Annotated in this window: 14 protein-coding genes and 1 other annotated feature; of the genes, 2 read left to right on the top strand and 12 right to left on the bottom strand. The window is 52.6% G+C overall.

What is annotated here, in order from left to right; all coding sequences use genetic code 11:
• Positions 1 to 4: 4 nt before the first annotated feature.
• The 11 genes from B5F17_RS04355 to B5F17_RS04305 all read right to left on the bottom strand — a co-directional run bounded on the left by B5F17_RS04355 (position 5) and on the right by B5F17_RS04305 (position 9,851).
• Complete coding sequence (locus B5F17_RS04355) at positions 5 to 670, bottom strand: CPBP family intramembrane glutamic endopeptidase (RefSeq protein ID WP_162608074.1); 666 nt, start codon at positions 668 to 670, stop codon at positions 5 to 7.
• Between the two features lie 217 nt (positions 671 to 887).
• On the bottom strand, positions 888 to 1,454 hold the full coding sequence (locus B5F17_RS04350; protein WP_087371195.1) for a 5-formyltetrahydrofolate cyclo-ligase: 567 nt from the start codon (positions 1,452 to 1,454) through the stop codon (positions 888 to 890).
• Positions 1,444 to 1,989, bottom strand: coding sequence for a DJ-1 family glyoxalase III (locus B5F17_RS04345; RefSeq protein WP_087371192.1), 546 nt, complete (start codon positions 1,987 to 1,989; stop codon positions 1,444 to 1,446). Before B5F17_RS04345 ends, B5F17_RS04350 begins: the two co-directional genes overlap by 11 nt.
• A 16-nt stretch (positions 1,990 to 2,005) precedes the next feature.
• Entirely contained in the window at positions 2,006 to 2,842 is an 837-nt protein-coding gene (locus B5F17_RS04340; RefSeq protein WP_087371189.1) for a GNAT family N-acetyltransferase, read from the bottom strand.
• A complete protein-coding gene (locus B5F17_RS04335; RefSeq protein ID WP_016146615.1) occupies positions 2,839 to 3,750 on the bottom strand; it encodes a DUF2156 domain-containing protein in 912 nt (303 codons plus the stop codon). Before B5F17_RS04335 ends, B5F17_RS04340 begins: the two co-directional genes overlap by 4 nt.
• Positions 3,751 to 3,810: 60 nt before the next feature.
• Positions 3,811 to 4,584: an FAD-dependent thymidylate synthase gene (gene thyX / locus B5F17_RS04330; protein WP_087371187.1), complete on the bottom strand. Its 774-nt coding sequence runs from the start codon at positions 4,582 to 4,584 to the stop codon at positions 3,811 to 3,813.
• Positions 4,581 to 5,318 carry a WecB/TagA/CpsF family glycosyltransferase gene (locus tag B5F17_RS04325; protein WP_016146617.1) on the bottom strand — a complete coding sequence of 246 codons (738 nt, stop codon included), beginning with the start codon at positions 5,316 to 5,318 and terminating at the stop codon, positions 4,581 to 4,583. The genes thyX and B5F17_RS04325 overlap by 4 nt, the downstream gene beginning before the upstream one ends.
• Before the next feature lie 151 nt (positions 5,319 to 5,469).
• On the bottom strand, positions 5,470 to 6,546 hold the full coding sequence (gene leuB / locus B5F17_RS04320; protein ID WP_087371183.1) for a 3-isopropylmalate dehydrogenase: 1,077 nt from the start codon (positions 6,544 to 6,546) through the stop codon (positions 5,470 to 5,472).
• Positions 6,547 to 6,551: 5 nt separating this feature from the next.
• Entirely contained in the window at positions 6,552 to 7,043 is a 492-nt protein-coding gene (leuD, locus tag B5F17_RS04315; RefSeq protein ID WP_016146619.1) for a 3-isopropylmalate dehydratase small subunit, read from the bottom strand.
• 18 nt (positions 7,044 to 7,061) lie between these two features.
• Complete coding sequence (gene leuC / locus B5F17_RS04310) at positions 7,062 to 8,324, bottom strand: 3-isopropylmalate dehydratase large subunit (protein WP_087371180.1); 1,263 nt, start codon at positions 8,322 to 8,324, stop codon at positions 7,062 to 7,064.
• A gap of 18 nt (positions 8,325 to 8,342) precedes the next feature.
• The gene (locus B5F17_RS04305; protein ID WP_016146621.1) at positions 8,343 to 9,851 is read right to left on the bottom strand and encodes a 2-isopropylmalate synthase; all 1,509 of its coding nucleotides are present in this window, start codon (positions 9,849 to 9,851) and stop codon (positions 8,343 to 8,345) included.
• A gap of 73 nt (positions 9,852 to 9,924) precedes the next feature.
• Positions 9,925 to 10,161 (bottom strand) — a binding site (T-box leader).
• Positions 10,162 to 10,340: 179 nt separating this feature from the next.
• Between B5F17_RS04305 and B5F17_RS04300 the strand changes: the two genes are divergently transcribed.
• Positions 10,341 to 10,895: a phosphatase PAP2 family protein gene (locus B5F17_RS04300; RefSeq protein WP_087371176.1), complete on the top strand. Its 555-nt coding sequence runs from the start codon at positions 10,341 to 10,343 to the stop codon at positions 10,893 to 10,895.
• 112 nt (positions 10,896 to 11,007) lie between these two features.
• Positions 11,008 to 12,327, top strand: a complete 1,320-nt coding sequence (locus B5F17_RS04295) for a Na+/H+ antiporter NhaC family protein (protein ID WP_164470496.1) — start codon at positions 11,008 to 11,010, stop codon at positions 12,325 to 12,327.
• A 52-nt stretch (positions 12,328 to 12,379) separates the two neighbouring features.
• On the opposite strand, the gene B5F17_RS04290 is transcribed toward B5F17_RS04295, so the two are convergent.
• Positions 12,380 to 13,597 carry a dicarboxylate/amino acid:cation symporter gene (locus tag B5F17_RS04290; RefSeq protein WP_040332643.1) on the bottom strand — a complete coding sequence of 406 codons (1,218 nt, stop codon included), beginning with the start codon at positions 13,595 to 13,597 and terminating at the stop codon, positions 12,380 to 12,382.
• Between the last annotated feature and the right edge of the window lie 5 nt (positions 13,598 to 13,602).

The following is a 13,602-nucleotide window of genomic DNA, read 5'->3' as shown; positions in this document are numbered from 1 at the left end:
TCGTTTATATAATACCGATCACGGCTTTTGCGATGAATACGAACAGAAATGCAAGTGCTGCCGCATTGCTTGCAAATTTAGTGAACGAATAATCGCTGTGTTGCACATAGTGCAGTTTTCTGAAAGCTTGACGCAGGGTAAGACGTTCGGCGAGACGCAGTGCAATGTAGAAGAACAGCAGTGCGAAGATGATGCAGAGCGCAGGAAGAAAGCGCAGAATGCCGTATACCATAAACTTACCGAGCAGCCAGTTCAGGAAAAGGAACAAAGCCGATGATACCGCATGTGCAATGACCGCATACCAGAACGATCCAAATACAAAGGTGAGCCAGCTCATGCCGAAAGCAAAGATAATACCACCCGGCAGTGCGGGCAGAGAGCCGTACAGCATTGCACTGATACAGGTGATCAGTCCGATGACCTGACGGGTGCTCATGTACTCACTCAGGAAGGTCTGGATATACCCGCGCAGATAAAATTCTTCGATCAGGGCGGGTACCAGAATGGCAGCCAGAATCGCGAAGAACGAAACCGAGTTGCCAAACGGGATGGTCAGCAGTGAAAATGAGAGATTGATCTCACTGGCACCGGTGATGCGATAGACCAGATATTCAATATCAAAACGAATAAAGGATAATCCCAAAGCCATGCACAGGGTAAAACCAAGCATTTCGGCTGAGATATGTGAGGGCTTCAACTTTGGCCGGAAATTCTCTTTGCGCGGCATAAGAACATGCAGCAGAACAATGGGAATGAACATAGCGGCAAAGTCGAGCAAGATACCGAACCATTCAGGATAGAGGGTTAAAATATTCGGTAAAAAGGATTGCGCGCCGATGAGCAGCGCAAAACAGATGAAGAGCGACAGGCAGAGCCGCAATGCGGATTTACTTTTCACTATGTACCTGCCTTTCCGTTACGATACAGTCACAAGGGATATCGGTAGCTTCTCGGGGCAGCGGTGTGCGCAGCAGTCGGGAAAAATCGCACAATACTGCCGTGAAAGCTGAGGTTTGACACAAAAAGCGATCGTAGTATCCACCGCCGTAGCCCAGACGAAATCCTTGGAGATCGGCACACAGACAGGGCACGATGCAAAAATCGATTTCTTCCGGTGAGATGATGGGGCGATCAGCTTGCGGTTCGCGGATTCCAAATTTTCCAGGAATGAGCTCATGCAGAGAATGGATTTCTCTGGCTGTCATTTCTCCGGGACGCTCGCAGCGTGGGACACATACTCGCTTTCCGTGCACCAGCGCATTGGAAATAATCGCGTCAGTTGCGATTTCTTCTGCTGTCGCGCAGTAGCAGAAAATCGTGTGCGCTGATTGGTATGCATCCAGTCCGCACACAGCCTCGGTAATAGCACGATCCCGAAGGCGACGTGCCTCCGGGGTCTCTGCTGCCCGCAGTGCAAGCATTTTTTTGCGTAAGAGAGCTTTTTCAGCGTGCATAGCAGACTGAAGCGGCAATCTTATCCGCGGTTTCCCGACCGCACAGTGCCTCGCAGAGTGTCAGTGCAAAGTCAAACGCCGCGCCTGCGCCGCGACCAGTGATAATCTTGCCGTCCCAGACACAGGGAACAGCCTGTGCAATGGCACCGACCATGCCGTCTTCCATGCCCGGATAGCAGGTTGCACGCTTGCCCTTGAGCAGGCCCATGCCGCCCAGAACGATAGACGGTGCAGCACAAATCGCGCTGACATAGTGACCGTCAGCCAGAACCTTCTCAACTGCATTGCGAACGAAATCCGATGCATAGAGATTCTTGGTGCCCGGCATACCGCCCGGCAGGAAAATCAGGTCGGCCGATGCCAGATCGGTCTCTTCAGGCAGTAAATCGGCGATCATCGGTACACCGTGCGCACCGGTCACCGTCTTTCCAGTCACACCGACCGTGCGGACATCGACACCAGCGCGGCGGAGGACATCAATCGGGGTCAATGCTTCGACTTCTTCAAAACCGTCAGCTAAAAATACATAAACCATGACTGTTCTCTCCTTTTCAGTTGAGCATAAGATTCATATAGCCGTGCATGGACGGCCGAGACGTGTAAAATTTAATGCATCCCAAAGAATGAGCGGGCTCGTCGGTCGGGCCGGAAATGCGTACCGAGGTGCAGCCTGTCTGATGTGCCAAAGCGGACAGGAAAGCCTCTCGATTGGCACGGTCTGCACAGATACATTCCTGTGCCCAGATGCCAGATTCTTCCTGCCAGACGAAAGCGTAGCCTGTTAGTTTCCCATCTTGCTCCCAGCCATAAGCACCAGCACCTAAAGTTTGAAAGAGGGCGAGCTGCTGCTGCCATTGTGCAGCCGAGCGGATCACTGCCATATCGTACTGTGCAGTCTGGGCATCGTAAAGCGCCTGACACGTATCAAGATCATCTGCGGTCAAGGGACGCAGACAATTATTGGGGATGGGTGCAATCTGCCTGGTGATCGTTTGGATAGAAAACTGAGGCAGATAGCCGAATGGACGATAGAAATCGAACAACCATTTCTCTTGTGGAATGAGCATGGAGGCAACACGGCCATGCTGTTGATCCCAGTCGAAAGAAGCGGACAGCAGTTGACTCATCAGATGCTGACGGCGGAAGTCAGGATGGGTACAAGCGCCGTAGATATAAGTGACCGGAAAATCCTGATCGTGCACACGAAGTGTATAGGGCAGCATCTGCACCATGGCAGCGATACAACCGTCAAGTTCACATACAAGGGTGTCATTCAGGGAAAACAGATGATCAAAGTAATAAGGGTTAAACCCGGTGTCATCCGGAAAACAAATCTCCCAGAGATCACGAATTGCCGAAAGATCACCCGGCTGAGCGAAGCGGATCATTGTGCTTCCCCTTTCGGGACGGCGACATATTTTTTGGACAAAAATGCCGGATAGTAAGATTGCTTTGCCTTGCGCAGACCTTCCAGACCGAGATCTTCCTCACGATTGACGTACATGACATCGGTGCAGTTGCGTTTGACGAACTGCTGGTTGATCATCTGATAGGCACCGGGAATATTATGGTCAGCCTTTTCGATCTGAACGACGTACATGTCATCGGTTGCGCGACAGCCGAACGTGAATGCGATCACTTCCCCGTCCAGACGCAGCAGACCGCCGCGCAGACCGAGGGCATCCCAGTTGTTCAGGCCGATACCAACCGCGCAGGTTTCGCCGAAGAAGGCGTGGTCACGCATGCAGCCATTCATCTCGCACCATTTGAAATGGAACTTGAGTGCTTCCCGCACGTTATCCGGGGTAATATCCTCGTAACTCCAGCGGCCTTCATAGTTGGCCAGGAAACGGTTGACCAGATTGCGCTTGGACTGTAATTTCTTACCCGATAAGGTCTGTAATTTTTCGCTCAGATAGACATAGTCGGCTGCGCCTTCGTTGTAGGAGTAGTCGAACTGACCCGGACAGCAGGTTTCCATGCGCTCAATCATGTCCTCGGCAACTGAGACCATAATAAACGGGTTGCCGCGCTCAGCAGCATCCTCACGCAGTGCTGCGACCGGCTGACACAGACTTCCCTCTCCGATCGGCGCCAGATACATTTCCTTTCCGGAATCTGCATCCCGCATTTTAACCAGTAAGAAGTCACCTAGAAAACAGATTTTGGTATCATAGTGATCGCGCCAGATATACAGATCGACAAAGCAGTGCTCGCACAGATGGTAGTTGTGCGCTCTGGCACAGGCTTCAACGCGCTCTTTATCTTCCAGCGTGATTTCTCGAAAATCTAACATAAAATCCTTTCTCTCTCGTGTAGATCGCTCTTATTTGGATGATTTGCAGCCGAAAACGAATTATTCAGCGTTCTGCAGTTCCAAATAATGGGCGCGAACCTGACTTGCCTGACCGCAGGTCATTTTGCCTTCCGTGCAGGGACCGGACACGCACGGCGGGCCGGCATGACGGAACAGCGTGGGCGCTACGGCATAGACAAGCTTGTACATTTCTTCTGCCAGTGCACGAATCTCCCACTGTGCGCGGTTGCAGCAGCGCAGACGGAAGAAGTTTTGCAGAGAACGTGCATTGGCGGTCATGACGATGCGGGTTGTGCAGGCGTTGGGCAGTACATAACGCGCATCCTCAATGGCTTTTTTCTCCGCCTTGGAGCGAGCAGCCTTTTCGCTCATACCCGCAGCCAGATTTTCGGCCAGATAACCTTCCATCAGCGTTGCGGTCAGCGCTTCATAAGTGCGCTGATCGTCTTCCATTGCCTGAATAAACTGTGCCTTAGCTGCCGGGATTTTCTCAATCTCGGGCGGGACAACATATTCAAAGCCCTTCTCGCGCACATAGCGCTGGGACTGGACGCTGTAGGAAGCCATGCGATGGCGGGTAATCTGTGCCAGCAGCGAGCGGGACACGCCTTCGATTGCAAAGGTGAACGAAACGTGCTCAATCGGGCTTTCGTGACCGATTTCGGTCAGCATCTGTAAGAAGGACTGTGTTTTTTCCTCGGTCAGTCCATCCAGAATACCGTCAACATCGACGGACGAGTAGCAGTTTTTAGCCGCGGCGGCGATCAAACGCTCAGGGTCGGGCGTGTGTGCCAGCAAACGGACTTTCATCATGATTGTTTTCCTCCAAACAGTCTGGTCTTGATGGTGATCAGCAGAAACAGCGGCAGTTTCATCATGCGTCCGAAGCGGCTGGGCTGCTTGAGCAGACGGTGGAGCCATTCCAGATTCAAACGGCGGAAGAGCTCGGGCGCACGCTGTACGGTTCCGGCGAATACATCCAGCGAACCACCCAGACCACAAGACAGCGTAACCGGGAGCTCGTCCATGTGACCGGCCATAAAGCGCTCCTGCTTGGGGGCACCGAGGCAGGTAAACATGACATCGGCTCCGCCTGCGGCCTTGACCGCATCGATTGCCTGCTGGTCGTCCTTAAAGTAGCCGTCCTGCGTACCAGCGATGACCAGTCCGGGATATTTCTTTTTGATGTTTTCAGCAGCCTTTTCAGCGACACCCGGCTTGGCACCGAGCAGGAACAGGCGCATACCTTCCTGCGACATGCGATACATAAGTGCGTCTGCAAAGTCGATACCGGGAACCTTGCCGGCAAGCGGAACGCCCAAAATGCGGGCAGCATAAATAACGCCAATGCCGTCGGGCAGAACAAGAGAGGCACGGTTAACGATATCGCGGAAGACCGGATCCTCGAACGTTGCATATACGATTTCCGGGTTAGGGGTTACGACATAACCCTTTTTTCCGGCGCGGATCTGATCCATTGCCGCGTCGACCGCGTCTTTGAGTGTGACATTATGAAAAGTGACACCTAAAATATTTGCAGTTTTCACAGCTGATTCTCCATCTATATATATATTTTATATCTATTCTATTCTAGCGCATTTCCCGATAAACCACAAGCCTAATTTGTTCGGGATATCTGTAAAGGTACACAAAAACAGCCGACACAAATCGGTGCCGGCTGTTGAAATTTCAGATATTTTAGATCAAATCGCGGATGACCTGACCCATCTCACTGGTGGACAGAGCGGTCTGACCGGGCGCTGCGATATCGGCAGTGCGGCAGCCGTTGTCGAGTGCCTTTCCGACAGCCTGCTCGATGGCGTCAGCTTCCGCCGACAGACCGAACGAGTAGCGCAACATCATGGCGCAGGACAGAATAGTCGCAATCGGGTTTGCAATGCCCTTGCCTGCGATGTCGGGTGCAGAACCGTGAATGGGTTCGTACATGCCGCGGCCGGTTTCGCCGATCGAAGCGGACGGCAGCATACCGATCGAGCCGGTAATCATGGAAGCCTCGTCGGACAGAATGTCGCCGAACAGATTGCCGGTCAGCAGAACGTCAAACTGACCCGGGTTATGTACCAGCTGCATGGCAGCGTTGTCAACATACATGTGCTGCAGTTCAACGTCGGGATACTCGGCTGCAATGCGGGTTACGGTCTCACGCCAGACGCGGGAGGTCTCGAGCACGTTGGCCTTGTCAACGCTGGTGACCTTCTTGGAGCGGACACGCGCCATCTCAAACGCACGGCGTGCGATGCGCTCTACCTCGTAGACCGAGTAGTTCATATCGTCGCATCCCATTTCGCCCCAACCACAGTCACTTTCCTTGCGGTAGTGATTGCCAAAGTAGACGTCACCAGTCAGCTCGCGGCAAACGACGATGTCGAAACCGTCGCCAATGATTTCCTTCTTGATCGGGCAGGCATCCGCGAGAGCCTTGTACATCATCGCAGGGCGAATGTTAGCAAACAGACCGAGTGCTGCGCGCAGACCGAGCAGAGCCTTTTCCGGGCGCTTTGCAGACGGTACATTGTCCCACTTAGGGCCACCGACGGCACCGAGCAGAACCGAGTCTGCATTTTTGCAGATTTCGACCGTCTCATCGGTCAGCGGAATGCCATTTGCATCGATGGAGCAGCCGCCAGCCAGAACTTCCTGAAAGTTAAAAGTGTGACCAAACTTTTCGCCGATCTTTTCCAGAACCAGCATAGCCTCGGAAACGATTTCCGGGCCGATACCGTCACCCTTGATGACTGCAATATTGTAATTCATGGGACTCACTCTCCTCTTTCCTTCAGCGACTTGAGCAGACCGCCGGCATGGATGATAGACTGAATAAACGGCGGGAATGCAGCTGCCTGGTAGGTCTCGCCTTTGGTAACGTTGGTGATGACACCGGTATCAAAGTCGACCGATACCTCATCCCCTGCCTCGATGCCGTTTGCAGCAGCTTCGCATTCCAGAATGGGAAGACCGATGTTGATGGCGTTGCGGTAAAAAATACGTGCAAAGGAAGCTGCGATGACGCAGGAAACCTTGTTTTCCTTCAGAACGAGCGGCGCATGCTCACGCGAGGAACCGCAGCCAAAGTTGCGGTTTGCCACGATGATGTCACCGGGCTGAACCTTCTTGACAAATTCGGTGTCGATATCCTCCATTGCATGGGTAGCCAGCTCAGCCGGATCGGCGATATTCAGATAACGTGCAGGGATGATAACGTCGGTGTCGACGTTATCTCCATATTTGAAAACAGAACCTTTTACGATCATGGTAGACTTCCTTCCCTGTTACTTGACATCTTCGGGGGCACAGATGTAGCCCATAACGGCGGATGCGGCAGCGACTGCCGGGCTTGCCAGATAGATTTCGCTCGTGATATGACCCATACGGCCGACAAAGTTGCGGTTCGTGGTCGAGATCGAGCGCTCGTTCTGCGCCAGAATACCCATGTGACCGCCGAGGCACGGGCCGCAGGTCGGCGTGGAGACAATGGCACCAGCCTGGATGAAGATTTTCGCCAGACCTTCCTCGATGCACTGGAGGTAAACTTCCTGTGTTGCCGGAATAACGATGGTACGTACACCGGGAGCAACATGACGGCCCTTGAGGATGGAAGCTGCAATGCGCATGTCTTCGATACGGCCGTTGGTGCACGAACCGATCACCGACTGCTGAATCTCGATGTGGTCGAGTTCATCAATGGTCTTGGTGTTCTCAGGCAGATGCGGGCATGCAACAGTCGGACGCAGCGTGGACAGATCGATCTCGTAGGTCTCGTCGTAGACTGCGTCTGCGTCGGCCTCGAATACCGTGACATCGCGGTGTACACGATCCTTGATGTATTCCATGGTCTTGTCGTCAACCGGGAAGATACCATTCTTAGCGCCTGCCTCAATGGCCATGTTGCAGATGGTGAAGCGGTCGTCCATGGACAGCTCTGCAACACCCGCGCCGGTAAATTCCATCGACTTGTACAGTGCACCGTCTACGCCGATCTTGCCGATGATGTGCAGAATGACATCCTTACCGGAAATCCAGGGAGCCTTCTTGCCCTTCAGAACAAACTTGATGGCCGAGGGAACCTTAAACCATGCCTTACCGGTTGCCATACCGGCAGCCAAATCGGTCGAGCCAACGCCGGTGGAGAACGCACCCAGCGCACCGTAGGTGCAGGTGTGGGAGTCTGCGCCGATGATGAGCTCACCCGGAGCGGTCAGGCCTTTTTCGGGCAGCAGCGCGTGCTCGACACCCATCTCGCCAACATCGTAAAAGTTTACGATGTCGTACTTCTTCGCGAATTCGCGGCACTCCAAGCACTGCTGAGCAGACTTGATGTCCTTATTCGGTGCAAAGTGGTCCATAACAAGCGCGATCTTGGTGCGGTCAAAAACCTTGTCAAAACCTGCCTTTTCCATCTCGCGGATGGCAACCGGGCCGGTGATATCGTTGGCCAGGGTCAGGTCGACCTGTGCCTCGATGAGCTGTCCGGCGGTCACCGCGTCAAGTCCCGCATGTTTTGCGAGGATCTTCTGAGTCATTGTCATTGCCATAGTTGTAATCCCTCTTGCTTATTCCATAAAGAACTTATTGATACCGTTGATATATGCCTTGATCGAAGCCTCAATGACGTCGACTGCAACGCCGCGGCCGGTGACAAGCTCGCTGCCGTCTACCGAGATCTTGACGATTGCTTCGCCCTGTGCGTCCTCGCCTTCGGTCATTGCCTTCAAAGAGTAATCCTCCAGAACAACTTCGCGGCCGACGATCTTGTTGATGGCACGGAATGCGGCGTTGATCGGGCCGTCCGATGCTGCGACGCGCTCAATGGTCTCATCGCCGTGCTTGACACGGATGACTGCGGTCGAGGTGATGGAGTTACCAGAGTTGATAACGAAGTTGACCAGCGTGTAACGCTCGCTGCCGGAAACCGGAACTGCGCCGACCAGAGCTTCGAGGTCGCGATCCTTGATGATCTTCTTCTTGTCTGCGAGGAGCTTGAACTTTGCAAATGCCTTGTCGAGCTTTTCAGCATCGAGCTGATAGCCCAGCGTGCGCAGACGATCTTCGAATGCGTGACGGCCGGAGTGCTTGCCGAGAACGATGGCGTTCTGCGGAATACCGACAGATTCGGGGGTCATGATCTCGTAAGTTTCCTTGTTTGCCATGACGCCGTGCTGATGGATACCGGATTCGTGTGCGAATGCGTTTGCACCGATAATCGGCTTGGTCGGAGCGACCGGAACACCGGTGATGGTCTGAATCATGCGGCTAGCACGATAGATCTGGGTGGTATCGATGTTGGATTCTGCCTGATAGTAGTCGCGGCGGACATGCAGCGCCATGACGCACTCTTCCATGGAAGCGTTGCCGGCGCGCTCGCCGATACCGTTGATTGTACATTCGATCTGGTTGATACCGGCCTCAACGCCTGCCAGCGAGTTGGCAACCGCCATGCCGAGGTCGTTGTGGCAGTGGCAGGACAGCGTGACGTTTTCAATGCCGGGGGTGTGCTCACGCAGATAACGAACGAGTGCAGCGTACTCATCGGGAGCCATATAACCGACGGTGTCGGGAATGTTAAGCGTGGTTGCACCAGCCTTGATGGCAGCTTCAAAGGTCTTTGCCAGGAACTCGGGCTCGGTGCGGCAAGCGTCCTCAGCGGAGAACTCGATATCGCTCAAATACTTCTTTGCGTAAGCAACATTGTGCGCGATTGCTTCCAAAACTTCGTCCTGAGACATTTTCAGCTTATACTGTCTGTGGAGCGGAGACGTTGCAAGGAATACGTGAATACGTGCGGAGTTTGCACGCTTGATTGCGCTGTATGCCGCGTCAATGTCCTTTTCTACACAGCGCGCCAGCGAGCAGACCGTCGAGTTGTGAACGTTGTCTGCAATGGCTGCGATCGCTGCCGCATCACCCGGGGAAGCAATGGCAAAACCGGCCTCGATGATGTCGACCTTCATGGATTCCAGCTGACGTGCAACCTCGATTTTTTCATTCAGGTTCATGCTGCAGCCGGGAGACTGCTCGCCATCACGTAAGGTTGTGTCAAAAATCTGAATCGTTCTTCCCATGATCAAAATCCTCCTGATAGACAAAGTTTGGGATCTGCGGGACAAAACAAAAAGCTTCGTCCCTTAAAATACTTTAAGAGACGAAGCTAGAAACTCCGCGTTACCACTCTCATTGCCGTCCGTAGACGACCACTCAGTGCATATCAAACAATATGCCTTCCCTATAACGGGGGACAACCGGTAGAACCTACTGGAAAATTTCAGTCCACAGCTCCCGGGCGAGTTTCACCGGTCACAGATACTGTTTTGCACCGACCAACAGCTCTCTGAAATCTGGGGAACGATTACTTTACCCGTTCATTGCTTTTACTAATTTAGCTTGTGAAAGAATATAGGTATATGATAGACCATTTGTGCAAAGCTGTCAAGAGAAAATTTGGGATTTTTTGAGACAAATTTTAAGACAATACAAAAAGTCAATTTCTTCGCTTGCAACTTCCGATCGGATTCTATACAATAAATAAAACGAACAGGAGGAGTTTGGCATAGATGGAATGGATACAGGGATTAGATCATGATATATTGCTGTACATTGCCCAGCATGTACGGCAGGACTGGCTGACACCCATTGTGACACTGATCACTTCACTGGGAAATGCAGGAGCGATTTGGCTGATACTTGCACTTGTACTGGTGATTCGTCCGCGTACACGGCGGTGTGGTATCGCGATGCTGCTTGCATTGCTGCTCGGATTGTTGATTGGAAATCTGGCCATTAAGAACATCGTTGCGCGTCCTCGGCCGTTCCGTACTTATACCGATATTATACCGCTTGTCTCGCCGGGAGATTTGTATTCCTTCCCTTCCGGACATACATTGTCTTCCTTCTGCGCGGCGACTGCATGCTTTGGTTTTTACAAAAAACCGGGAATCGCATGCGGGGTACTTGCGGTATTGATCGGACTTTCTCGCCTCTATGTCGGCGTTCATTATCCGACCGACGTGCTGTGCGGTGCACTGTTGGGCATTGTGCTGGGCTGGATTTCGGTCTGGATTGTCAATCAGATCGGTGACCAAATGCATTTTCGCCGCATGAAATATTGATCTTCAGGGATATGCACAAAAGCATATCCCTTGTTTTTTCTACGAAAATCGTGTATGATAGGCTACAAGGAAAAATGACATGGAATATGTCAGAAAGAAAGTAGGTTTCACTATGAAAAAAGGAAATCCGTGGGCGCTGCTCCCGATTGCGGTCTTCTTGGTGCTTTTCATCGCGGTTGGCATCATAGATAATCGCATGGGCGGCATGTTCGGAGATTCCCTGCCAGCGATTGTTGGCTTTTTGATTGCGCTGATCGTTGCATTTTTGCAGAATCCCAAAGGAACCAAGCTGACCTTTGAGGAAAAGCTGAATACGATGGCGCGCGGTGCTGGTGAGGAGAACATTATGATTATGTGTCTGGTGTTCATTCTCGCAGGTGCATTTTCCGCTTCGGTAAAGGCGGCAGGCGGCGCAGATGCGACGGTCAATTTCGGCCTGTCCATTCTGCCGGGCAACGTCGCAGTTGTTGGCGTATTTATCATCGGCTGCTTTATCTCGACCTCGATGGGTACTTCGGTCGGTACGATCGTTGCACTGGCGCCGATTGCGATTGGTATCAGTGAAAAGACCGGCATTTCCATGGCACTGTGCATTGGTGCGGCGGTCTGTGGTGCAATGTTTGGCGATAACCTGTCCATGATTTCGGATACGACCATCGCGGCAACACGTACACAGGGCTGTGCGATGAAGGACAAGTTCCGCGAAAACTTTAAGATTGCCCTGCCTGCTGCGATTGTCACAGCGATTATCTTCTTTGTCAGCACGATGGGGACAAATTATGCGCCCGCTGAGGAACTGACATATAATGTGGTTCGCATCATCCCCTATCTGGTTGTCCTGATTGGTGCACTCGTTGGCTTGAATGTATTTCTGCTCCTGGTTGGCGGCACGGTCCTTTCGCTGGCCATCGGTGTTGCTTACGGAGACTTTGGTCTGCTGGATATTTTCAAGATCATGGGCGACGGTATTATGAGCATGTATGACATTACCGTTATCTCGATCCTGGTAGCTGGTGTCGTTTCTCTGGTTCGCCAGAACGGCGGTATCGATTGGATCTTGTACATGATTCGCCGCTGCATTCACGGTAAGAAGGGTGCAGAAATTGGTATTGCCGCGCTGTCTTCGGTCGTAGACTGTTCGACGGCAAACAATACGGTTGCGATTGTCATTGCAGGTCCGATTGCAAAGGAGATTGCAGAGGATTATGATATCAGCCCCAAGCGTACCGCTTCCCTGCTGGATATCTTCACCTCTACCTTCCAGGGAATCATCCCTTACGGTGCACAGCTGCTGTACGCAGCAGCAGCGACCGAGATGGCAACTCAGAAAATCTCGTCGGTGCAGATTGTGCCCTATTGCTACTATCCGATTCTGCTCGGTGTCAGCGCGTTGCTCTTCATCATCTTCGGAAAAGAGACTGCAAAGAAATAAGACATAAGAAAAGAGCTGTCCGTTTGGACAGCTCTTTTTTACTGCACAGAAATCAAAGAGAGAAATCGATGTGCTGTTCTTGGATATTGTGCTTTTCCGCATAACCGGTGAGCATCAGCGTGAGCGCACCGTCGCCGGTAACGTTACAAGCAGTACCGAAGGAATCCTGCAGCGCGAAGATGGTGAGCATAAGCGCTGTACCAGCATCGTCGAAACGAAGAACACCGGTGATGAGGCCCAGAGAAGCCATAACCGTACCGCCCGGAACACCGGGTGCACCGATCGCGAAGATGCCGAGCAGTGCGCAGAACAGAACCATGGTGCCAAAGCTGGGCAGAGAGCCATACAGGATCTTGGAAACGACCATGACGAAGAATACCTCGGTCAGAACCGAACCGCACAGATGGATATTCGCAAAGAGCGGAATACCAAAGTCGATCATGTCGTGACGCAGAACCTTGGATTTCTTCGCGCAGCGCAGTGCGACAGCCAGCGTAGCAGCCGAAGACATGGTGCCGACAGCAGTGATGTAAGCGGGACCGTAGTTGCGCAGAACATCCCAGGGATTCTTACCCGAGTACGCACCAGCCAGACCGTACAGAACGCCCAGCCAGATGTAATGGCCGATCATAACGATGATGACGACGATCAGGAAGACAGGCAGCTGCTTGGTGATCGTACCCTCGTATGCCAGCGTGCAGAAGGTGGTGCTGATGAATACGGGCAGGATGGGGATGATGACACAGGTAACGATCAGAAGAACGATGCGTTGGAACTCGTCGAGCGCCTGAGAGATTACCTTCGCGTTGCTGACCGTTGCAGCCAGACCGACCATAACCGAGATGACCAGTGCACTCATAACGGACATAATCTGCGGAATGTCCAGCTTGAAGACAGCTTCCGGTGTATCGCGCAGACCGTCAACCGCACTGGCGATATTCAGGTGCGGAATGATGGTAAAGCCAGCACCAGTGGACATGAGTGCAGCGCACAGCGACGATACATACGCCAGAATCAAGGCGACACCCAGCATACGCGATGCGTTCGAACCCAGCTTGGTAATCGAGGGTGCGATAAAGCCGATGATGATGAGCGGTACACAGAAGTTGATCAGCTGGTTTAAGATATACTTTGCCGTCACGATGACCTGAAGGATACCGGTGTTAATCGAAGCCGGCAGCAGATCCTCTGCGAGGAATAGGCCGACAGCCATACCGATGATAACGCCGAGAACCAGCTTCGCGGGCAGGCTCTTCAGAATTTTCATAATGTAGA

It is taken from the genome of Butyricicoccus pullicaecorum (assembly GCF_002160355.1).
Classification (GTDB): Bacteria; Bacillota; Clostridia; order Oscillospirales; family Butyricicoccaceae; genus Butyricicoccus; species Butyricicoccus pullicaecorum.
The sequence above is the reverse complement of the archived record's forward strand: the minus strand, read 5'-3'. Positions and strand labels throughout refer to the sequence as shown.

What these genes read in the sequence shown, in the direction of transcription:
- B5F17_RS04355 (WP_162608074.1), bottom strand. Translation starts at nt 670, where the DNA reads ATGCTTGGTTTTACCCTGTGCATGGCTTTGGGATTATCCTTTATTCGT.
- B5F17_RS04350 (WP_087371195.1), bottom strand. Translation starts at nt 1,454, where the DNA reads ATGCACGCTGAAAAAGCTCTCTTACGCAAAAAAATGCTTGCACTGCGG.
- B5F17_RS04345 (WP_087371192.1), bottom strand. Translation starts at nt 1,989, where the DNA reads ATGGTTTATGTATTTTTAGCTGACGGTTTTGAAGAAGTCGAAGCATTG.
- B5F17_RS04340 (WP_087371189.1), bottom strand. Translation starts at nt 2,842, where the DNA reads ATGATCCGCTTCGCTCAGCCGGGTGATCTTTCGGCAATTCGTGATCTC.
- B5F17_RS04335 (WP_016146615.1), bottom strand. Translation starts at nt 3,750, where the DNA reads ATGTTAGATTTTCGAGAAATCACGCTGGAAGATAAAGAGCGCGTTGAA.
- thyX (WP_087371187.1), bottom strand. Translation starts at nt 4,584, where the DNA reads ATGATGAAAGTCCGTTTGCTGGCACACACGCCCGACCCTGAGCGTTTG.
- leuB (WP_087371183.1), bottom strand. Translation starts at nt 6,546, where the DNA reads ATGAATTACAATATTGCAGTCATCAAGGGTGACGGTATCGGCCCGGAA.
- leuD (WP_016146619.1), bottom strand. Translation starts at nt 7,043, where the DNA reads ATGATCGTAAAAGGTTCTGTTTTCAAATATGGAGATAACGTCGACACC.
- leuC (WP_087371180.1), bottom strand. Translation starts at nt 8,324, where the DNA reads ATGGCAATGACAATGACTCAGAAGATCCTCGCAAAACATGCGGGACTT.
- B5F17_RS04305 (WP_016146621.1), bottom strand. Translation starts at nt 9,851, where the DNA reads ATGGGAAGAACGATTCAGATTTTTGACACAACCTTACGTGATGGCGAG.
- B5F17_RS04300 (WP_087371176.1), top strand. Translation starts at nt 10,341, where the DNA reads ATGGAATGGATACAGGGATTAGATCATGATATATTGCTGTACATTGCC.
- B5F17_RS04295 (WP_164470496.1), top strand. Translation starts at nt 11,008, where the DNA reads ATGAAAAAAGGAAATCCGTGGGCGCTGCTCCCGATTGCGGTCTTCTTG.